Below are 17,040 nucleotides of genomic sequence, written 5' to 3'. Positions count from 1 at the left end.
TCCTCAGTCCTCCAGGGTCTTGCAGACGGTCTCGGCGGCGGCTTCCCCGCTGGCCACGCAGGCCGGGATGCCGACGCCGTCGTAGGCCGCGCCGGCCAGCGCCAGACTGGGCCGCCCGGCGATCGCGGCCCGCACCGCGGCAACCCGATCGAGGTGGCCGGGGGCGTACTGCGGTAGTCCGCCACCCCAGCGTTGCACCCAGGCCTCGGCCGGGTCGGGCAGCGGCGCGCCGATCAGCTCGGCCAGTTCGGCGTGGGCGGTGGCCAGCAGCGTCCGGTCGTCGGGCTGGAGCCGGGCCTCCTCGCCGTACCGGCCGAGCGAGGCGCGCACGATGACCGGGCCGTCCTCGCCGGTCAGATGGGTCCACTTGCGGGTGAGGAAGGTGGCCGCCTTGACCAGCGTGCCGCGGCTGGGCGGAACGAGGAAGCCGGAGAGAACGGGCAGCGTCGTGCCCGGCGGCAGCGCGAAGCCGGCCAGGGCCACGCTGGCGTAGTCGAGCCGGCCGACGGTGGCCGCGGCGAGCGGGTCGACGCCGTCGAGCAGGCGGGCGGCGGCCCGGGCGGGCACGGCCAGGACGACCGCGTCGACGTCGTCGGTCTGGGTGGCCGGGACCGGGCCGAGCCGCAGCCGCCAGCCGGTCGCGGCCGGCGCCAGCTCGCGGACCGGCAGGCCCAGGCTGATCCGGGCGCCGCAGGCCGCCGCGACCGCCGCCACCAGCTGGGTCATGCCGCCGTCGACCGCGCCGAAGACCGGTGTGCCGGGCGCACGCTTCGAGGCCGCCTGGGCCGCGCGGACCGCCTCGGACAGGGTGTGGGCCGACCGGGCCGCGGCGGCCAGGGCGGGAATCGTGGTGGCCAGGGACAGATCGGATGCCCGGCCGGCGTAGACCCCGCCGAGCAGCGGGTCGACCAGCCGGTCGACGACCTCGGGCCCGAGGCGGGCGGACACCAGATCGCCGACCGAGATGTCCGCGCCGGGGGCCAGCAGCGGATCGGCCGTGGGGACCTCGGGCGACTCGCGAGGGATGCCCATCAGCGTTCCCGCCGGCAGCGGAGACAGTGGTGGCTCAGCCCGGCTTCCGAGCGCCGGATGCCGCGCTGGGCCACCACTGGGGGGAGCGGAGGCGGCGACGGCGGCGGGCACCGCGGCGGGGTGGACGATGGGGAGGCCGAGCCGGGCGGCGAGGCGGGCGGCCGCGGACGGCCCGCCGGTCGGGGCGCTCATCAGGAAGGACTCGGCCCCGCGTTCCACCGTGACGCCGGCCAGCCGGCCGGTCCGCAGCTTGCCGCCGAGGACGCCGCTCTGCTCGTACACGATGATCTCGGTCTCGGGCGGCGCCAGATCACGCACCTTGAGGGCGGCCGCGAGCCCGGCGATGCCTCCGCCGACGATCGCAACCCGCTTCCGCACGAGACAAAGCCTACGAGCGATGAATCAGGTCGACGAGCCGGGTCAGGACGTCGGGGTCGGTGTCCGGCAGCACACCGTGGCCGAGGTTGAAGACGTGACCCGGCGCGGCCCGGCCCTCGGCCAGCACCCGCAGCGCCTCGGCCTCGACCGCCGGCCAGGGCGCGAACAGCACCGCCGGGTCGAGGTTGCCCTGCACGGCGCGGTCCGGGCCGATCTGGTGGGTGGCGGTGCTCAGCGGCGTACGCCAATCGACCCCGACCACGTCCGCGCCCGCCTCGCCCATCGCGCCCAGCAGCACCGACGTGCCGACGCCGAAGTGGATCCGGGGGATGTCGAACTCGGCCAGGCCACTGAGCACCGCGGCCGAGTGGGGCAGCACGAAGCGCCGGTAGTCGGCCTGCGAGAGCGCCCCGGCCCAGGAGTCGAAGAGCTGGACGGCGCTGACCCCGGCGGCCGCCTGGACGCGCAGGAACTCGAGGGTGATCGTGGCGAGGCGACCGAGCAGCTCATGCCACAGATCCGGATCGCCGTACATCATGGCTTTTGTCCGCAGGTAGTTCTTCGACGGCCCACCCTCGATGAGGTAGCTGGCCAACGTGAACGGCGCCCCCGCGAAGCCGATCAACGGCGTCGGCCCGAGCTCGGCGACGAGCAGCCGGACGGCCTCACCGACAAATCCGACATCGACCGGGCGGCCGAGCTGAGCGAGATCGGCGGCGGACCGAATCGGCGAGGCGATCACCGGACCCGTGCCGGCCACGATGTCCAGCGAGACGCCGGCCGCGGCCAGCGGCACCACGATGTCGCTGAACACGATCGCGGCGTCCACCCCGTGCCGGCGTACCGGCTGCAGGGTGATCTCCGTGACCAGATCCGGTCGGCGGCAGGAGTCGAGCATGCCGATGCCCTCGCGGATCTTGCGGTATTCCGGCAGTGACCGGCCGGCCTGTCGCATGAACCAGACCGGCGTGTGCGGCACCGGCAGGCCACGGCAGGCACGGACGAATGCCGAATCTCGGGGTGTCGTGGTCACTCGCCCCATGGTGCCATGTGGCATAAGGGCGGGATTACCTTGCCCACTGTGTGTGCCACGCGGCGCGGCGATCGACGACGGACAGGGGTGATCGGCATACGCTTCACCGCATGACGCCCACCCCCGCGGCTCCCGAGGCGTTCACCCGCGCCGTCGCCGGGCTCCGGGCGGCCGCCCCGCGAGACGAGATTCTGCTCGAGGAGATCGCCGCGCCGCAGCGCCTGGCCACGTACGCCTTCGCGCTCAGCGCCACCGTGCTGCGGGCCGGCGACGAGGTGGCCAGCGGCCGGCTGATCCTGCTGCACGAGCCGGCCGGTCACGAGGCCTGGCAGGGCGACCTGCGCCTGGTCACGCTGATCACGGCGGAGCTCGAGTCGGACATGGCCGGCGACCCGCTGCTGCCCGCCGTGGCCTGGACCTGGCTGACCGACGGCCTCGAGCAGCACGCGGCCGCGTACACCGCGATCGGCGGCACCATCACGCAGACCACCTCCACCCGCTTCGGCGAGCTGGCCGGCCCCGAACCCACCGCCGACCTGGAGATCCGGGCATCGTGGACGCCCACCTCGGTCGAGCTGGCGGCCCACCTCGAGGGCTGGTGCGCGATGCTGGCGTCGACCGCCGGCCTGCCGCCGCCCGGGGTCTCGGCGATCGCCGACCGGCATCGAGCGACGACGTAGGAAGAACGACGCGGGAAACGCCTAGCAGACCTTGAAGGCCGCGCAGGCGTCCTTGATCGACACTGCCAGGCCGATGCCCTCGGCGTCCCGCGCCTTGGCCGTGGCCAGGCCGACGACCTGCTGACCGGCGTTCACCACCGGCCCACCGGAGTTGCCCGGGTTGATCGGCGCGTCGAACTGGATGCTCTGCGCGTCCTGCTCGCTCGGCCGGTAGGCGCTGACCACGCCGGTGGTGACCGAGTCCTCCAGGCCCAGCGGCGCGCCCACCACGACGATCTGCTGACCGGGCTTGACCTCGGCCGGGGCCGGCTCGAGCCCCTTGATCGCCCGGTCCGCGCGCAGCAACGCCAGGTCCTTGTCCTTGTCGACCTTGACGATCGTGGCGCTGACCTCGTCCTTGCCCCGCTCCAGGAAGACCTTCTTGTCGCCGGCCGCCCAGACCGACTCGACCACGTGGTAGTTGGTCAGCATGTTGGCCTTGCCCTTGGCCGCCCTGTCGCCGATCGAGAACGCGGTGCCGGTGAAGTCGCCCGCCCGCACCCGGAACACGCTCGGCAGCACGCCGGACGAGACCGCCTCCGGGTCGAGGACGCCCGCCAGCCGCTTCTCCAGCTTCTCGGTGCGGTTGTTCAAGGCGACGGCCCGGTCGCGCTCGGTGGCCAGCTCGGCCGACAGCTTGCTGTTGCCGCTCTCCAGCCGCCACACCACCAACGCGCCGAAGATCACCAGCACGACGGCCAGCACGATCGCGATCATCCCGCCCCGGCCGCGGCCCCGGTTCTTCGGCCCCGGTTCCGAGAACGATCGGTGGGGTACGGGCGCAGCATGCTGCGCCCGGGCCGGCCGGGGATGACCGACGTGCGACGGCCGCTGCGGGAACCGCGTCTGCTGCCCCAGCTCCCACTCGACGTCCAGGGCGCGCTGCTCGCCGGTGTCCCACTGGGACCGGAAGATGTGCTCGCCGGTCTCCCAGGGGTCGACGGCGGGTCGCAGGTCCTCGGGCCGTCGTGGTCCGGGCATGCCGCGCTGTCCGTACGGCTCGTGCATGGCGGTCATCGCGGTGCGGCCTCCCCGGGCTCTCGGCGCTCCGGCGGGTAATACGCACCGGAGCGCCGATACGGATGTGTTTCGAACGGAGAATTTCCGCGCCGTGGACGCCGTGTGGATCGACGCGCCGGGACCGCTGCACACGGGAGAGTGGGTACCCCCGTACGGTTACGGTGTGACCGACGAAGCACCCGTGCGCCGTCGGGACGCCCCGGAGGTTGCCGGAGACGGACCGCTTGACGTGCCCGACCCGTCTGAGCCCGATGGTCCCGTCCCGCTGACCGCCCCCCGTGACGGCACCCCACGCCCGGTGGAATCCACCGACGAGCTGGCCGAGGTGGTCGCCCGGATGGCGGGCGGCACCGGGCCGGTGGCGGTGGACGCCGAGCGCGCCTCGGGCTACCGCTACACCCAGCGGGCCTACCTGGTGCAGCTGCGCCGGCAGGGCGCCGGGACCGTGCTGATCGACCCGATGCCGCTGGCCGACCTGCGTACGCTCGACGCCGCCCTGGCCGACAGCGAGTGGGTGCTGCACGCGGCCAGCCAGGACCTGGCCTGCCTGGCCGAGCTGGGCATGCGGCCGCGGCGGCTGTTCGACACCGAGCTGGCGGCACGCCTGGCCGGCTTCGAGCGGGTCGGGCTGGCCGCGCTGACCGAGAACCTGCTCGGCTTCACGCTGGAGAAGCACCACTCGGCCGCCGACTGGTCGACCCGGCCGCTGCCGGAGTCCTGGCTGACGTACGCCGCCCTGGACGTCGAGATGCTCACCGACCTGCGCGACCACCTGGCCGCCGAGCTGGAGCGGCAGGGCAAGGCGGCCTGGGCCGCCGAGGAGTTCGCCGCCCTGGTGGCCACGGCCGACCGCCCGCCCCGGGTCCGCCCCGACCCCTGGCGCCGCACCTCCGGAATACACCGCGTCCGCGGCGCCCGCGCCCAGTCCCGGGTCCGCTCCCTCTGGTACGCCCGGGACGGTGTCGCCGCCCGTCGCGACTCGGCGCCCGGCCGGGTGCTGCCCGACTCGGCGATCATCGCGGCGGCCGAACTCGACCCGAAGGACGAGAAAACCCTGCTCGGCCTGCCCGGCTTCGGCGGCCGCTCGGTGCGCCGGCTGGCCCGGGTCTGGCTCGACGCGCTGGACGAGGCCCGGGCCCTGCCGGACGAGGCTCTGCCGGTGAACCAGCCGGTCGAGGGCCCGCCCCCGCCCCACCGCTGGGCCGAGCGCGACCCGGTGGCCGCCGCCCGCCTGCAGCGCTGCCGCCAGGTGGTGGTCGGCACCGCCGAGGCACACACGCTCCCGCCGGAGAACCTGATCAGCCCCGACTTCATCCGCCGGCTGGCCTGGGCGCCGCCGGACGAGGTCAGCCCGCAGACCGTGGGCGACACGCTGCGCGGTTTCGGCGCCCGGGCCTGGCAGATCGGGCTGATCGCCGAAGGACTGGCCGAGGTGTTGCCGGATCCTTCTGCGGCGGGCGCTGGCGAGGCGTAGTTACTCGCGGGTAGCATTCGCCTGACCCCGCTTGTCAGGAGGCTTGCTGTGCCCCGTGAAGTCCGGGAGGTCGTCTTTGTCGACGGCGTCCGCACCCCGTTCGGCAAGGCCGGCGGCATGTACGCCGAGACCCGTGCCGACGACCTGGTGATCCGCTGTATCCGAGAGCTGCTGCGCCGCAACCCGCAGCTGCCACCCGAGCGGGTGGAGGAGGTCGCGATCGCGGCCACCACCCAGACCGGCGACCAGGGCCTGACCATCGGCCGCACCGCGGCCCTGCTGTCCGGCCTGCCCAAGACCGTGCCGGGGTACGCGATCGACCGCATGTGCGCCGGCGCCATGACGGCCGTCACCACGGTGGCCGGCGGCATCGCGATGGGCCAGATGGACATCGCCATCGCCGGCGGCGTCGAACACATGGGCCGCCACCCGATGGGCGAGGGCGTCGACCCCAACCCGCGCATCCTGGCCGAGAAGCTGGTCGACCCGTCCGCGCTGGTGATGGGCTCGACGGCGGAGAACCTGCACGACCGCCTGCCCGGCATCACCAAGGAGCGGGCCGACGCCTTCGGGCTGGCCTCGCAGGAGAAGACGGCCAAGGCGTACGCCAACGGCAAGCTCCAGCCCGACCTGGTCACCGTGGCCACCCGCAGCGCCGAGGCGGGCTGGGGCCTGGCCGCGGCCGACGAGGCGCCCCGCCAGACCTCGATGGAGAAGCTGGCCACGCTCAAGACCCCGTTCCGCCCGCACGGCCGGGTGACCGCGGGCAACGCGGCCGGCCTCAACGACGGCGCCACCGCGGCCCTGCTGGCCGACGAGGCGACCGCCCGCGAGCTGGGCCTGCCGGTCGCGATGCGGCTGGTGTCGTACGGCTTCGTCGGCGTCGAGCCCGAGGTCATGGGATACGGCCCGATCCCGTCCACCGAGAAGGCGCTCCGGCTGGCCGGGCTGACCATCTCCGACATCGGGCTGTTCGAGCTCAACGAGGCGTTCGCCGTGCAGGTGCTCGCCTTCCTCGACCACTTCGGCATCGCCGACGACGACCCGCGGGTCAACCCGTGGGGCGGCGCGATCGCCGTGGGCCACCCGCTGGCCTCCTCCGGCGTCCGGCTGATGACGCAGCTCGCGCGCCAGTTCGCCGAGCACCCCGAGGTCCGCTACGGCCTCACCGCCATGTGCATCGGCATCGGCATGGGCGGCACCGTGATCTGGGAGAACCCGGCCTGGGAGGGCAAGTGATCGAGAACCCGAACGAGGTCGTGACCAAAGCGCTCGTCCGTGTCTTCAGCACACCCGGCCTCGACCGGCCCGTCGCGCTGATCACCCTGGACAACGGCTTCGACCACAAGAAGCCGAACAGCTTCGGGCCGGCCGGCCTGGCGTCGCTGGACGCGGCGATCACCACGGCCCTCGACGCCGAACCGGCCTTCGTGGCGATCACCGGCAAGCCGTACATCTTCTGTGTCGGCGCCGACATCACCGGCATGCCGCTGATCACGTCCCGGGAGCAGGCGCTCGAGCTGGGCGAGCTGGGTCACCGCGTGTTCGCACGGCTCAAGGATTCCGACATTCCGACGTTCGCCTTCATCAACGGCGCGGCGCTCGGTGGCGGCCTCGAGGTGGCCCTGCACTGCCACTACCGCACGGTCTCCGGTGGCGCCGCCGCGCTCGGCCTGCCCGAGGTCGCGATCGGCCTGATCCCCGGCTGGGGCGGCAGCCAGTTGCTGCCCAACCTGATCGGCGCGCCCGGCGCGGCCCAGGTGATCCTGCAGAACCCGCTCACCCAGAAGGTGCTGCGCCCGAAGCAGGCGGCCGAGCTGGGCGTGGCCGACGTGCTGCTGGAACCGGCCGACTTCCTGGAGCGGTCGCTGGAGTGGGCGGCCGGGGTGGTGCGCGGGGAGATCACCGTGCAGCGGCCCGAGGTCGACAAGGACATGTGGGACGGCGTGCTGTTCTTCGCCAAGCAGCAGCTCGACGAGCGGCTGCACGGCGCGGTGCCGTCGGCCAACAAGGCCCTCGAGTTGCTCGCCCTGGCCAAGGAGGCCTCGTTCGCCGACGGCACGGCGGCCGAGACCGAGGCGCTGGCCGACCTGATCATGGGCGACGAGTCGCGGGCCAGCCTGTACGCGTTCGACCTGGTCCAGCGCCGGGCGAAGCGGCCGGTCGGCGCGCCCGGCCAGGAACTGGCGCGCAAGGTCACCAAGGTCGGCATCGTCGGCGCCGGCCTGATGGCCTCCCAGCTGGCGCTGCTGTTCGCCCGCCGGTTGCAGGTGCCGGTGGTGCTGACCGACCTCGACCAGACCCGGGTCGACAAGGGCGTCGGGTACGTGCACGCCGAGATCGAGAAGCTGGCCGGCAAGGGCCGCCTCTCCCCCGGTGACGCGGCCAAGCTGCTCGGCCTGGTCAGCGGCTCGGTCGACAAGTCGGTGTTCGCCGACGCCGACTTCGTGATCGAGGCGGTCTTCGAGAACCTCGACGTGAAGAAGCAGGTCTGGGCCGAGCTGGAGAAGATCGTCTCGCCCGAGGCGGTGCTGGCCACCAACACCAGCTCGCTGTCGGTGACCGCGATGGCCGCCGACCTGGAGCACCCCGAGCGGGTGGTCGGCTTCCACTTCTTCAACCCGGTCGCCGTGCTGCCGCTGCTCGAGATCATCCGCGGCGGGCGCACCGACGACGCCACCCTGGCCACCGCCTTCGCGGTCGGCAAGGAGCTGCGCAAGTCCTGCGTGCTGGTCAAGGATGCTCCGGCGTTCGTGGTCAACCGGCTGCTCACCCGCTTCACCAGCGAGGTGTTCGCCGCGATCGACGCCGGCACGCCGCTGGAGACGGTGAACACCGCGCTCGACCCGCTGGGCCTGCCGATGCGGCCGATCCAGCTGCTCCACCTGGTCGGACCGGCCGTCGGCCTGCACGTCGGTGAGCAACTTCACGAAGCGTTCCCGGATCGTTACGGCGACAGCCCGAACCTGCACCGGATCGTCGAGGCCGGCCTGCCGCTGATCGTCGACGACGAGATCAACCCCGAGCTGGGCGCGCTGCTGGAGACCGGTTCCGAGCCGTTGACCGGTGATCAGGTACGCGAGAAAGCACTCGGCGCCCTGGCCGATGAGATCCGCGTCATGCTCGACGAGGGCGTGGTGGCCGAGGCGCAGGACATCGACCTGTGCATGGTCCTCGGCGCCGGGTGGCCGTTCCACCTCGGTGGCGTGACCCCTTACCTGGACCGCAGCGGCATCGCCGAACGGGTGACCGGCAAGCGCTTCCTGCCCCGCGGGGTGGCCGGCCTTCGCGCCTGATGTCCGGTATCCGACGCCCCCGTGTCCGAAATGGCGCGGGGGTGTCTGCGCAGATGGCCTGCGATAGGTAGGCTCCGGCGCGCCGAGGAAAGCCGTGTCGGCCCGAGGTTGCCGTAGTCCCTGGAGAAGCAGATGTCACAGCCGCCATACCCGCCCCAGCCGCAGGAGCCCTACGGCCAGCCGTACGGCCAGCCGTCGCAGGACGGTGGCTATGGCCAGCCGTCACAGGGCGGCACCTACGGGCAGCCGTCGCAGGGCGGCGCCTACGGGCAGCCGCAGTCCGGCGACCCGTACGCCCAGCCGTCCTCGGGCGCGCCGCAGGGCTACCCGCCGCCGGGCCAGTCCTCGGGCGCGCCCCAGGGCTACCCGCCGCCCGGTGGTGGCGGCTACCCGCCGCTCCCGCCGGAGGGTGGCGCGCCGCAGTTCGGTGGCCCGCCCGCCGGTGGCCCGCCGCCCAAGAAGAAGTCCTCCGCCCTCAAGATCACGCTGATCGTGGTCGCCGTCGTCGCCGTGCTCTGCGCGGTCGGCATCGGCGCCGTCGTGTTCTTCGCCAAGGACAAGGTCGAAGAGGTCGTCGACGGCGCCAAGATCACCGTGGCCGCGCCGGCCACCCTGGGCGGTCGCGCCAAGATCACCGACCCGACGGTGGCCTCCGCGGCCGACGAGCTCGACAAGGAGCTCGGCAAGGTCGGCGGCGCGACCAGCTCGGTCGGCGCCATGTACGGCAACGTGCAGAAGCAGGACATCGTCATGGTGGCCGCGGCCTCCACGGTCTCCGGCTCGGCGCAGGCCCGGTTCGACGAGTTCACCGCCGGGATGGCCTCCGGCGGCATGTCCGCCCAGAACATGACCGACACCGACCCGGGCCCGCTCGGCGGCATCGCCAAGTGCGGCGACACCACCCAGCAGGACGTCAAGATGGCCGTCTGCGTGTGGTCGGACAACGGCAGCACCGGCATGTTCGCGATGTTCTTCAAGACCAAGGCCCAGCTCGAGAAGGAGTTCGTCACCCTCCGCGGCGAGGTCGAGAAGAAGGCCTGACCGGCATCGGCGGTGCGGCGCGGATCTCATGCCTGATCCGCGCCGTATCGCCCGGTCGGTGCGATCTCTCCCCGCCGATGGGGGACGACATGCCCTGATCACGGCACTAGAGTTCCGCGTGTTACCCACATCGATGGAGCTTTGATGTCGCAGCCGCCGTACCCAGGCCCGCCCGATCCCTGGTCGTCCGGCCAGCCCGCCTCCGACCCGTACGCGCAGCCGCCCCAGCCGGGGCCGCCGCCGTCGTCGGGGCAGCCCTACCCGGGGCAGCCGCAGCCCGGCCAGCCCTATCCGGGGCAGCCGGCGTCCGGCCAGCCCTACCCCGGGCAGCCGCAGCCGCAGTACCCGCCGACCCAGCCGTACCAGCCGGCGCAGCCCTATCCGGGCCCGCCGCCGCAGCAGCAGGGCGGCTACCCACCACTGCCGGACTACGGTCCTCCGCCGCCGGACTACGGGCAGCAGCAGTACGCGCCGCCCGGCTACCCGGTGATGACGCCGGCCCCGAAGAAGAAGTCCCGGGCGGTGCCGATCACGCTGGTCTCGATCGCCGTCTTCCTGGTCCTCTGCGTCGGCGGCACCACGGCGATCGTGCTGGTCGCGCGGAACACCGCCGGCACCGTCGACGAGGCCGTCGACAACTACACCCCGCCGCCGCTGCCCAGCGTCGAGCCGCTCGACCCGCCGCCGACCACCGAGCCGCCGGCCAAGACGATCTCCATCGTCGAACCGCGCACCCTGGGCGGCCGGCCGAAGCTGACCGACGACCAGTTCAAGGACGTCGCCGAGCAGCTCAAATCCGACCTGGCCGACATTCCCAACGCCCGCAACACCGTCGGCGCGCTGTACGGAACGGTCGCCAAGCAGAACATCGTGGTGATCGCCGGGGTCGAGGCGGACGTCGACAACCCGTCCCAGGAACTGAACGGCACGTTCCTCGGCGCCGGGGTCGGCGGCCTCAAGGTGACCGGAATCACGTCGGTCGCGGCCGGGCCGCTCGGTGGCGTCGCCAAGTGCGGCAAGGCGGATGCGTCCGGGGTGGACATGGTGCTCTGCGGCTGGGCCGATGAGGGCAGCGTGGGCTGGATCATCTGGTACTTCAAGTCGATCACCACGGCGAAGAAGGAGTTCGTCAAGCTGCGCGGCGAGATCGAGAAGTCAAGCTGACACTCCCGCCGACACGGTCACATACGTCTATCGATCAAGATACGAACACGACGCGGTTCTCCTCGGAGGGCCGCGTCGTCATCTTCACCGGTCAGGATGGTCCGCTGATCAGCCATCACCGAGTGAAGGAGTATCCGTGCACCTCCCGCAGCTTCGCCGCGTCCGCTGGGCCGTCCGGGCGACCCTGCTCCTCGGGGTGGCCGCATCAGTGGTGGCAAACGTCCTGCACGCCCAGGACAACCCGATCAGCCAGTCCATCGCCGCCTGGCCGCCGCTGGCCCTGCTCCTCACGGTCGAGCTGATCTCCCGGGTGCCGGTGCACCGCCGGTCGCTGGCCGCCGCCCGCCTGGTGGCCACCGCGACCATCGCCGGCATCGCCGCCTGGGTGTCCTACTGGCACATGGCCGGGGTGGCCGCCCGCTACGGCGAGACCGGCGCGTCGCCCTACCTGCTGCCCCTCTCGGTCGACGGCCTGATCGTGGTGGCCAGCATCTGCCTGGTCGAACTGGCCGGCCGCATCGCCACCCTGGAACACCCGGCCGAGCCGACCCCCGCCGCCGCACCCACTTCGTCGGCGCCCGCCGCCGCACCCGCGCCCGCCGCGGCACACGTGACACCCGCGCCGGCCCACCCGGCACCCGCACACCTGGCACCCGCGACGGCGTCGGCCACCACCTCGTCCACCACCTCGGCCACCGTCGAGCGTGCGGTCGTCTCGGGCGCCCTGCCTCCCCAGGCCGCCGCGGAGATCGCCGGCCTGCTGTCCCCGAGGCCCCAACCGGACCCCGCGCCCCGACCCACCCCGACGAGCCGGCCCACCACCTCCGGCCGCGCCACCACCTCCGGCCGCGCCACCACAGCCGGCCGCACCAGCACAGCCGGGCGCGCCACTCCGACCGGGCACGCCACTCCGGCCGGGCACGCCACGACAGCCGGACGCACGACGCCAGCCGGACGCGCCACGACGGGCGGCCGCACCACCCCCGCCGGCCACGCCACCCCGCCCGGCGCACGCATCCCCGAGCTGACGCCGGAGGCGACCAAGCAGTCCCGCCCGGCCGCGAAGGGCCGCCGCACCCCGGCCGAGACCGTGGCCGAGGCGAACCGCATCCGGCAGAACCGCCCCGAGATCACCGACTCCGACCTGGCCGCCGCCCTGGGCATCAGCACCAACCGCTGGCGCACCATCCGCCGCGAGTCCCCCGACCACAGCCTCGCCGCCTGACACCCGGCCTGTTGCATATGAGTGCGCAGAGCCAACGAAATCGCTAGCTCTGCGCACCTATCCGCATCACTCCGCCTGACAGCCGCCTCGTTGCGTATGAGTGCGCAGAGCCAACGAAATCGCTAGCTCTGCGCACCTATCCGCATCACTCCGGGCGGTCGGCCTCGCACCGCAGGCCGGCCAGGAAGACCCGGACGAACCGGCTCAGCTCGCTGAACAGGTCGATCCGGGCGATCCGGGCGAAGCCGTTCGACGCCCCCTGCTCGGCGTAGAGGGCGAGGACCACCGGCGGCGGGTGCGCCGACTGCCACAGCCCGGCCGCGATCAGCGCCGTCGCCGCCACCAGCTCGAAGCAGGACTCCCGCGGAACGTCCGGTAGCAGCCGGTGGACCACGTCGACCACGGCCTCGGTGCCGCCGATGGCCGCGACCTTCGACCGGCGCAGCGCGTCGAGCGAGACGTTGCGTTCGAGGGTCAGCGACGAGTGGGTCAGCAGCTGGCAGAACAGCGGCCGGTCGGCCATGGACCGGGCGAGCACGTCGGCCAGGCCGGCGGCTCCGTCGCGTACCCCATCGAGGTCTTTGATCACCGCGTCGGCCCAGGTCGACCATTCGGCCTCGGAGAGCCGCAGGAAGATCTCCTCACGGGTGCCGAAGTATTTGAGCAGCGCCGACTTGTGCAGGCCGACCTCGGCGGCGATGGCGGCCAGGCTGACCAGGCCGACGCCGTCGCGGATGGCGAGCTCGCGGGCGGCGTCGAGGATCTCGGTCGCCCGCTGCTCCTTCTGCTCGGGCCGTCGGGCCCGCACGAAACCGCTCACCTGCTGACTTTAGCGTGGCGGCCGATCTCGGCGGCTATAAGTCAACGGTGTTGTCTTGTTAAGCGAACGGTGTTGCCCTAACCTGGCGGCATGGTCGATGTGGAACTACGAGTGAACAACGAGGTCCACCGGGTCGAGTTCGACCCGCGGGTCAGCCTTCTCGACGCGCTCCGCGAGGAGCTCGGGCTGACCGGCACCAAGAAGGGCTGCGACCAGGGGGCCTGCGGTGCCTGCACGGTGCTGGTCGACGGCGAGCGCATCGCCTCCTGCCTGGCGCTGGCGGTGCAGTACGGCGGCCGGGAGATCACCACGATCGAGGGCATCGAGCATCCGCTGCAGCGGGCGTTCATCGCGGCCGACGGGTTCCAGTGCGGCTACTGCACCCCGGGCCAGGTCTGCTCGGCGCTGGGCATGCTGGCCGAACACCGGGCCGGGGCGCCGAGCGCGGTCACCGAGGACCTGACCGCGACCGACATCCCGCTCACCGAGGCCGAGATCAAGGAGCGGATGAGCGGCAACCTGTGCCGGTGCGGCGCGTACGACGGGATCGCCACCGCCATCCGGGAGGTGGCGTCATGAGGTCGTTCGCCTACGTCAGCGCGCCCGACGTGGACACCGCCGTCCGCGCGCTGGCCGACCAGCCGGGGGCCAAGCCGCTGGCCGGCGGCACCAACCTGGTCGACCTGATGCGCCAGGATGTCGAGCGCCCGGCCACCGTGGTCGACATCTCCACGCTGCCGCTGACCGAGGTCGAGGTCCTCCCCGACGGCGGCCTCCGCATCGGCGCGCTCGTCCGCAACAGCCACCTGGCCGCCCACCCGGCGGTCCGCACCCGCTACCCGGTGCTGGCCCAGGCCCTGCTGTCCGGCGCCTCCGGCCAGATCCGCAACATGGCCACGGTCGGCGGCAACCTGCTCCAGCGCACCCGCTGCCTGTACTTCGTGGACGCCACCGCGGCCTGCAACAAGCGTGAGCCGGGCAGCGGCTGCGACGCGGCCGGCGGCTTCCACCGCGCCGCCGCCGTGCTGGGCGCGAGCGAGCACTGCGTCGCGACGCACCCGTCGGACATGGCGGTGGCCCTGGCCGCGCTGGACGCCACGGTCGAGGTGCACAGCGTGCGCGGCTCCCGGACGATCCCGCTGGTCGAGTTCCACCGGCTGCCCGGCGACCGCCCCGAGCGGGAGACCGTGCTGGAGCCGGGCGAGCTGATCGTGGCGGTCGAGCTCCCGGCGCCGATCGCCGGGCGGTCGGCGTACCGGAAGGTCCGGGACCGGGCATCGTTCGCGTTCGCCCTGGTGTCGGTGGCGGCGGCGCTGGAGGTCCGGGACGGCGTGGTGACCGCGGCCCGGGTCGCCCTCGGCGGGGTCGCGGCCAAGCCGTGGCGGGCGATCGAGGCCGAGCGGGTGCTGACCGGGGCGCCGGCCACCGAGGAGACCTTCCGGCGGGCGGCCGAGGCCGAACTGGCGCACGCGACCGGGCTGCCCGGCAACGAGTTCAAGATCGAGCTGGCCAAGCGCACGATCGTCGCGGTTCTCAGAGGACTGGGGGTTCCCGAATGACCACGGCGCTGGAGAAGAACCGGACCGCCCCGGCACCCACCAAGAATGTCGGACGGTCGATCGACCGGGTCGACGGCATCGCCAAGGTCTCGGGCGGCGCGCGGTTCTCGGCCGAGGTCCCGTACGCGGACATCGCCCATGCCGCCCTGGTCCACGCGAGCATCCCGCGCGGCCGGGTCACCGGGATCGACACCACGGCGGCCGAGGCGGTTCCGGGCGTGCTCAAAGTCTTGACCCACCAGAACGCGCCCAAGATGATCCCGTCGGCCAAGCCCAGCATCATGGACCTGAGCACGATGGCCCCGGGCACGCCGATCAACTACCTGAACACCGACGAGGTGCACTGGAACGGCCAGCCGGTGGCCGTCGTGGTCGCCGAGACCCTGGAGGCCGCGCATGCCGCGGCCCGGCTGGTCGAGGTCTCCTACGAGTCGCGGCCGGCGGTCACCGACTTCGCCGTCGCGCAGGACCACCCGAAGCCGGTCAAGGGCAGCCTGATCGAGGTCGGCGAGGTGAAGACCGGCGACGCCGAGCAGGCGCTGGCCGCCGCCCCGGTGGCCGTCGACCTCCGTTACACCACGCCCGGTCAGAACCACAACGCGCTCGAGCCGCACGCGACCACGGCGGCGTGGGACGGCGACCGGCTGACCGTGCACGACGCCACCCAGAACATCGACTGGGTTCGCAAGCACCTGGCCCGCCGGTTCGGCGTACCGGTCGCCGGGGTCCGGGTGATCGCCGAGTTCATCGGCGGCGGCTTCGGCGGGAAGGGCTCGGTCTGGGCGGGTACGGTGCTGACCGCGCTCGCGGCCAAGGTGACCGGCCGCCCGGTGCGGATGGCGCTGACCCGCGAGGCGGTCAACCGGACCGTCGGCGGCCGCGCTCCCACGGTGCAGCGGGTGGCGCTGGGCGCCCAGCGGGACGGGACGCTGACCGCGCTCGTACACACCGGCGTCTCCCAGGTCGGCCGGGCCGGCGGCGGCGTCGAACCGGTGGCCTCGCAGTCCCAGTACCTCTACGCGGCGCCGGCCATCCTGGTCCGGCACAGCACCGCCGAGGTGGACGCGCTGCCCAACACGTACATGCGCGCGCCCGGTGAGGCGATGGGCTCGTTCGCGCTGGAGTCGGCGATCGACGAGCTGGCCGTCGAGCTCGGCCTGGACCCGCTCGAGCTGCGGGCCCGCAACGAGCCCGAGCGCAACCCGACGGGCCGGCAGCGGTTCTCCCGGCGCGACCTCCGTGCGGTGTACGCCCGGGGCGCCCGCGAGTTCGGCTGGTCCGGCCGCGATCCGAAGCCACGTTCCATGCGCGACGGCCGGTGGCTGGTCGGCTGGGGCGTCGCCGCGGCGCTGCACCTCCCGGTCCATCTGGGCGGCGACGTCCTGGTCCGGCTGCGGGCGGACGGCACGGTGCTGGTCCGCAGCGGCCTGCAGGAGATCGGCGTCGGCGTCGCGACCGTGGTCGCGCAGGTCACCGCGGACGCGCTCGGCGTGCCGGTCGGCGCGGTCACGGTGGAGCTGGGCGACAGCGAGCAGCCGACCGCGCCCGGCGCCGCCGGGTCGACACAGACGTCGTCGGCCACGGCGGCCGTCCTCCAGGCGTGCGAGCAGCTCAAACGGTCGATGCTGGGCCTCGTCCGCCGCTCGTCGCCGCCGCTTCGGGATGCGACGTTCACCGACGGCGGGCTGTTCCGGGCCGACGGCGCCGGGCGGTCGTACTCGGAGATCCTCGGCGACGCCGGTCTCCCGTCGATCGAGGCTCGCACCGGCTCCGACTCCCGCCTCGGCCAGGCGGCCGGTCAGGTCCGCATGATGACCCGGTTCCTGGCCGACCGGCGGCGCTGGGTGCACCCGGCCACCGGCGCCCACTTCTGCGAGGTGCGGGTCGATCCCGACACCGCCGAGGTACGGGTGACCCGCTGGCTGGGCGTCTTCGACGTGGGCCGGGTGCTCAACCCGAAGCTCGCGTCCAGCCAGCTGCGCGGCGGCGTGGTCATGGGCATCGGCGCCGCCCTGACCGAGGAGACGCTGGTCGACCCGCGCTCCGGCCGCATCATGAACCCGGGCCTGGGCGAATACCACGTCCCGGTGCACGCCGACGTGCCCCGGATCGACATCGGCTTCATCGACGAGCCCGACCCGACCACCCCGCTGGGCCTGCTGGGCGTCGGCGAGGTCGGCATCACCGGGGTGGCCGCGGCGGTGGCCAACGCCGTGCACCACGCGACCGGGGTCCGGGTCCGCGAACTCCCGCTGACCCTGGACCGCCTGCTCTAGGTT

Annotated in this window: 14 protein-coding genes; 10 read left to right on the top strand and 4 right to left on the bottom strand. The window is 73.1% G+C overall.

Going from position 1 to position 17,040, the window contains the following annotated elements:
* Window positions 1–3: 3 nt before the first annotated feature.
* A complete protein-coding gene (gene hemG / locus AB0O15_RS08520) occupies window positions 4–1,410 on the bottom strand; it encodes a protoporphyrinogen oxidase (protein WP_364315792.1) in 1,407 nt (468 codons plus the stop codon).
* Between the two features lie 10 nt (window positions 1,411–1,420).
* Window positions 1,421–2,443, bottom strand: a complete 1,023-nt coding sequence (hemE, locus tag AB0O15_RS08515) for a uroporphyrinogen decarboxylase (RefSeq protein ID WP_364315789.1) — start codon at window positions 2,441–2,443, stop codon at window positions 1,421–1,423.
* A gap of 110 nt (window positions 2,444–2,553) precedes the next feature.
* On the opposite strand from hemE, the gene AB0O15_RS08510 reads away from it, so the two are divergent.
* On the top strand, window positions 2,554–3,123 hold the full coding sequence (locus tag AB0O15_RS08510) for a DUF3000 domain-containing protein (protein ID WP_364315786.1): 570 nt from the start codon (window positions 2,554–2,556) through the stop codon (window positions 3,121–3,123).
* Window positions 3,124–3,144: 21 nt separating this feature from the next.
* Here the strand turns inward: AB0O15_RS08510 and AB0O15_RS08505 are convergent, their stop codons facing one another.
* On the bottom strand, window positions 3,145–4,179 hold the full coding sequence (locus AB0O15_RS08505) for a S1C family serine protease (RefSeq protein ID WP_364315784.1): 1,035 nt from the start codon (window positions 4,177–4,179) through the stop codon (window positions 3,145–3,147).
* Between the two features lie 232 nt (window positions 4,180–4,411).
* Between AB0O15_RS08505 and AB0O15_RS08500 the strand changes: the two genes are divergently transcribed.
* The 6 genes from AB0O15_RS08500 (at window position 4,412) to AB0O15_RS08475 (ending at window position 12,382) form a co-directional block, all read left to right on the top strand.
* Complete coding sequence (locus AB0O15_RS08500; protein ID WP_364315781.1) at window positions 4,412–5,656, top strand: ribonuclease D; 1,245 nt, start codon at window positions 4,412–4,414, stop codon at window positions 5,654–5,656.
* A 48-nt stretch (window positions 5,657–5,704) separates the two neighbouring features.
* Window positions 5,705–6,895, top strand: coding sequence for a thiolase family protein (locus AB0O15_RS08495; RefSeq protein ID WP_364315778.1), 1,191 nt, complete (start codon window positions 5,705–5,707; stop codon window positions 6,893–6,895).
* Entirely contained in the window at window positions 6,892–8,952 is a 2,061-nt protein-coding gene (locus AB0O15_RS08490; protein WP_364315775.1) for a 3-hydroxyacyl-CoA dehydrogenase NAD-binding domain-containing protein, read from the top strand. Before AB0O15_RS08495 ends, AB0O15_RS08490 begins: the two co-directional genes overlap by 4 nt.
* Before the next feature lie 132 nt (window positions 8,953–9,084).
* A complete protein-coding gene (locus AB0O15_RS08485) occupies window positions 9,085–9,993 on the top strand; it encodes a hypothetical protein (protein ID WP_364315773.1) in 909 nt (302 codons plus the stop codon).
* A gap of 144 nt (window positions 9,994–10,137) precedes the next feature.
* Window positions 10,138–11,157: a hypothetical protein gene (locus AB0O15_RS08480; RefSeq protein ID WP_364315771.1), complete on the top strand. Its 1,020-nt coding sequence runs from the start codon at window positions 10,138–10,140 to the stop codon at window positions 11,155–11,157.
* Between the two features lie 136 nt (window positions 11,158–11,293).
* The gene (locus AB0O15_RS08475) at window positions 11,294–12,382 is read left to right on the top strand and encodes a DUF2637 domain-containing protein (protein WP_364315768.1); all 1,089 of its coding nucleotides are present in this window, start codon (window positions 11,294–11,296) and stop codon (window positions 12,380–12,382) included.
* Between the two features lie 145 nt (window positions 12,383–12,527).
* Here AB0O15_RS08475 and AB0O15_RS08470 read toward each other — a convergent pair whose 3' ends face one another.
* On the bottom strand, window positions 12,528–13,202 hold the full coding sequence (locus AB0O15_RS08470) for a TetR family transcriptional regulator (protein WP_364315766.1): 675 nt from the start codon (window positions 13,200–13,202) through the stop codon (window positions 12,528–12,530).
* A gap of 90 nt (window positions 13,203–13,292) precedes the next feature.
* Here AB0O15_RS08470 and AB0O15_RS08465 point away from each other — a divergent pair, with 90 nt between their 5' ends.
* The 3 genes from AB0O15_RS08465 to AB0O15_RS08455 are packed head-to-tail and all read left to right on the top strand — an operon-like array spanning window position 13,293 to window position 17,037.
* Entirely contained in the window at window positions 13,293–13,781 is a 489-nt protein-coding gene (locus AB0O15_RS08465; RefSeq protein ID WP_364315763.1) for a 2Fe-2S iron-sulfur cluster-binding protein, read from the top strand.
* Window positions 13,778–14,761 (top strand): xanthine dehydrogenase family protein subunit M, encoded by a 984-nt coding sequence (locus AB0O15_RS08460; protein WP_364315761.1) that lies wholly within the window; start codon window positions 13,778–13,780, stop codon window positions 14,759–14,761. The genes AB0O15_RS08465 and AB0O15_RS08460 overlap by 4 nt, the downstream gene beginning before the upstream one ends.
* Complete coding sequence (locus AB0O15_RS08455) at window positions 14,758–17,037, top strand: xanthine dehydrogenase family protein molybdopterin-binding subunit (protein ID WP_364315759.1); 2,280 nt, start codon at window positions 14,758–14,760, stop codon at window positions 17,035–17,037. The genes AB0O15_RS08460 and AB0O15_RS08455 overlap by 4 nt, the downstream gene beginning before the upstream one ends.
* Window positions 17,038–17,040 lie beyond the last annotated feature (3 nt).

This window comes from Actinoplanes sp. NPDC089786 (assembly GCF_040684855.1).
In the GTDB taxonomy this organism is placed as follows: Bacteria; Actinomycetota; Actinomycetes; order Mycobacteriales; family Micromonosporaceae; genus Actinoplanes.
This window is presented reverse-complemented; position numbering and strand designations above follow the sequence as displayed.

What these genes read in the sequence shown, in the direction of transcription:
- AB0O15_RS08485 (WP_364315773.1), top strand. Translation starts at nt 9,085, where the DNA reads ATGTCACAGCCGCCATACCCGCCCCAGCCGCAGGAGCCCTACGGCCAG.
- AB0O15_RS08460 (WP_364315761.1), top strand. Translation starts at nt 13,778, where the DNA reads ATGAGGTCGTTCGCCTACGTCAGCGCGCCCGACGTGGACACCGCCGTC.
- AB0O15_RS08465 (WP_364315763.1), top strand. Translation starts at nt 13,293, where the DNA reads ATGGTCGATGTGGAACTACGAGTGAACAACGAGGTCCACCGGGTCGAG.
- AB0O15_RS08455 (WP_364315759.1), top strand. Translation starts at nt 14,758, where the DNA reads ATGACCACGGCGCTGGAGAAGAACCGGACCGCCCCGGCACCCACCAAG.
- AB0O15_RS08510 (WP_364315786.1), top strand. Translation starts at nt 2,554, where the DNA reads ATGACGCCCACCCCCGCGGCTCCCGAGGCGTTCACCCGCGCCGTCGCC.
- AB0O15_RS08505 (WP_364315784.1), bottom strand. Translation starts at nt 4,179, where the DNA reads ATGACCGCCATGCACGAGCCGTACGGACAGCGCGGCATGCCCGGACCA.
- AB0O15_RS08480 (WP_364315771.1), top strand. Translation starts at nt 10,138, where the DNA reads ATGTCGCAGCCGCCGTACCCAGGCCCGCCCGATCCCTGGTCGTCCGGC.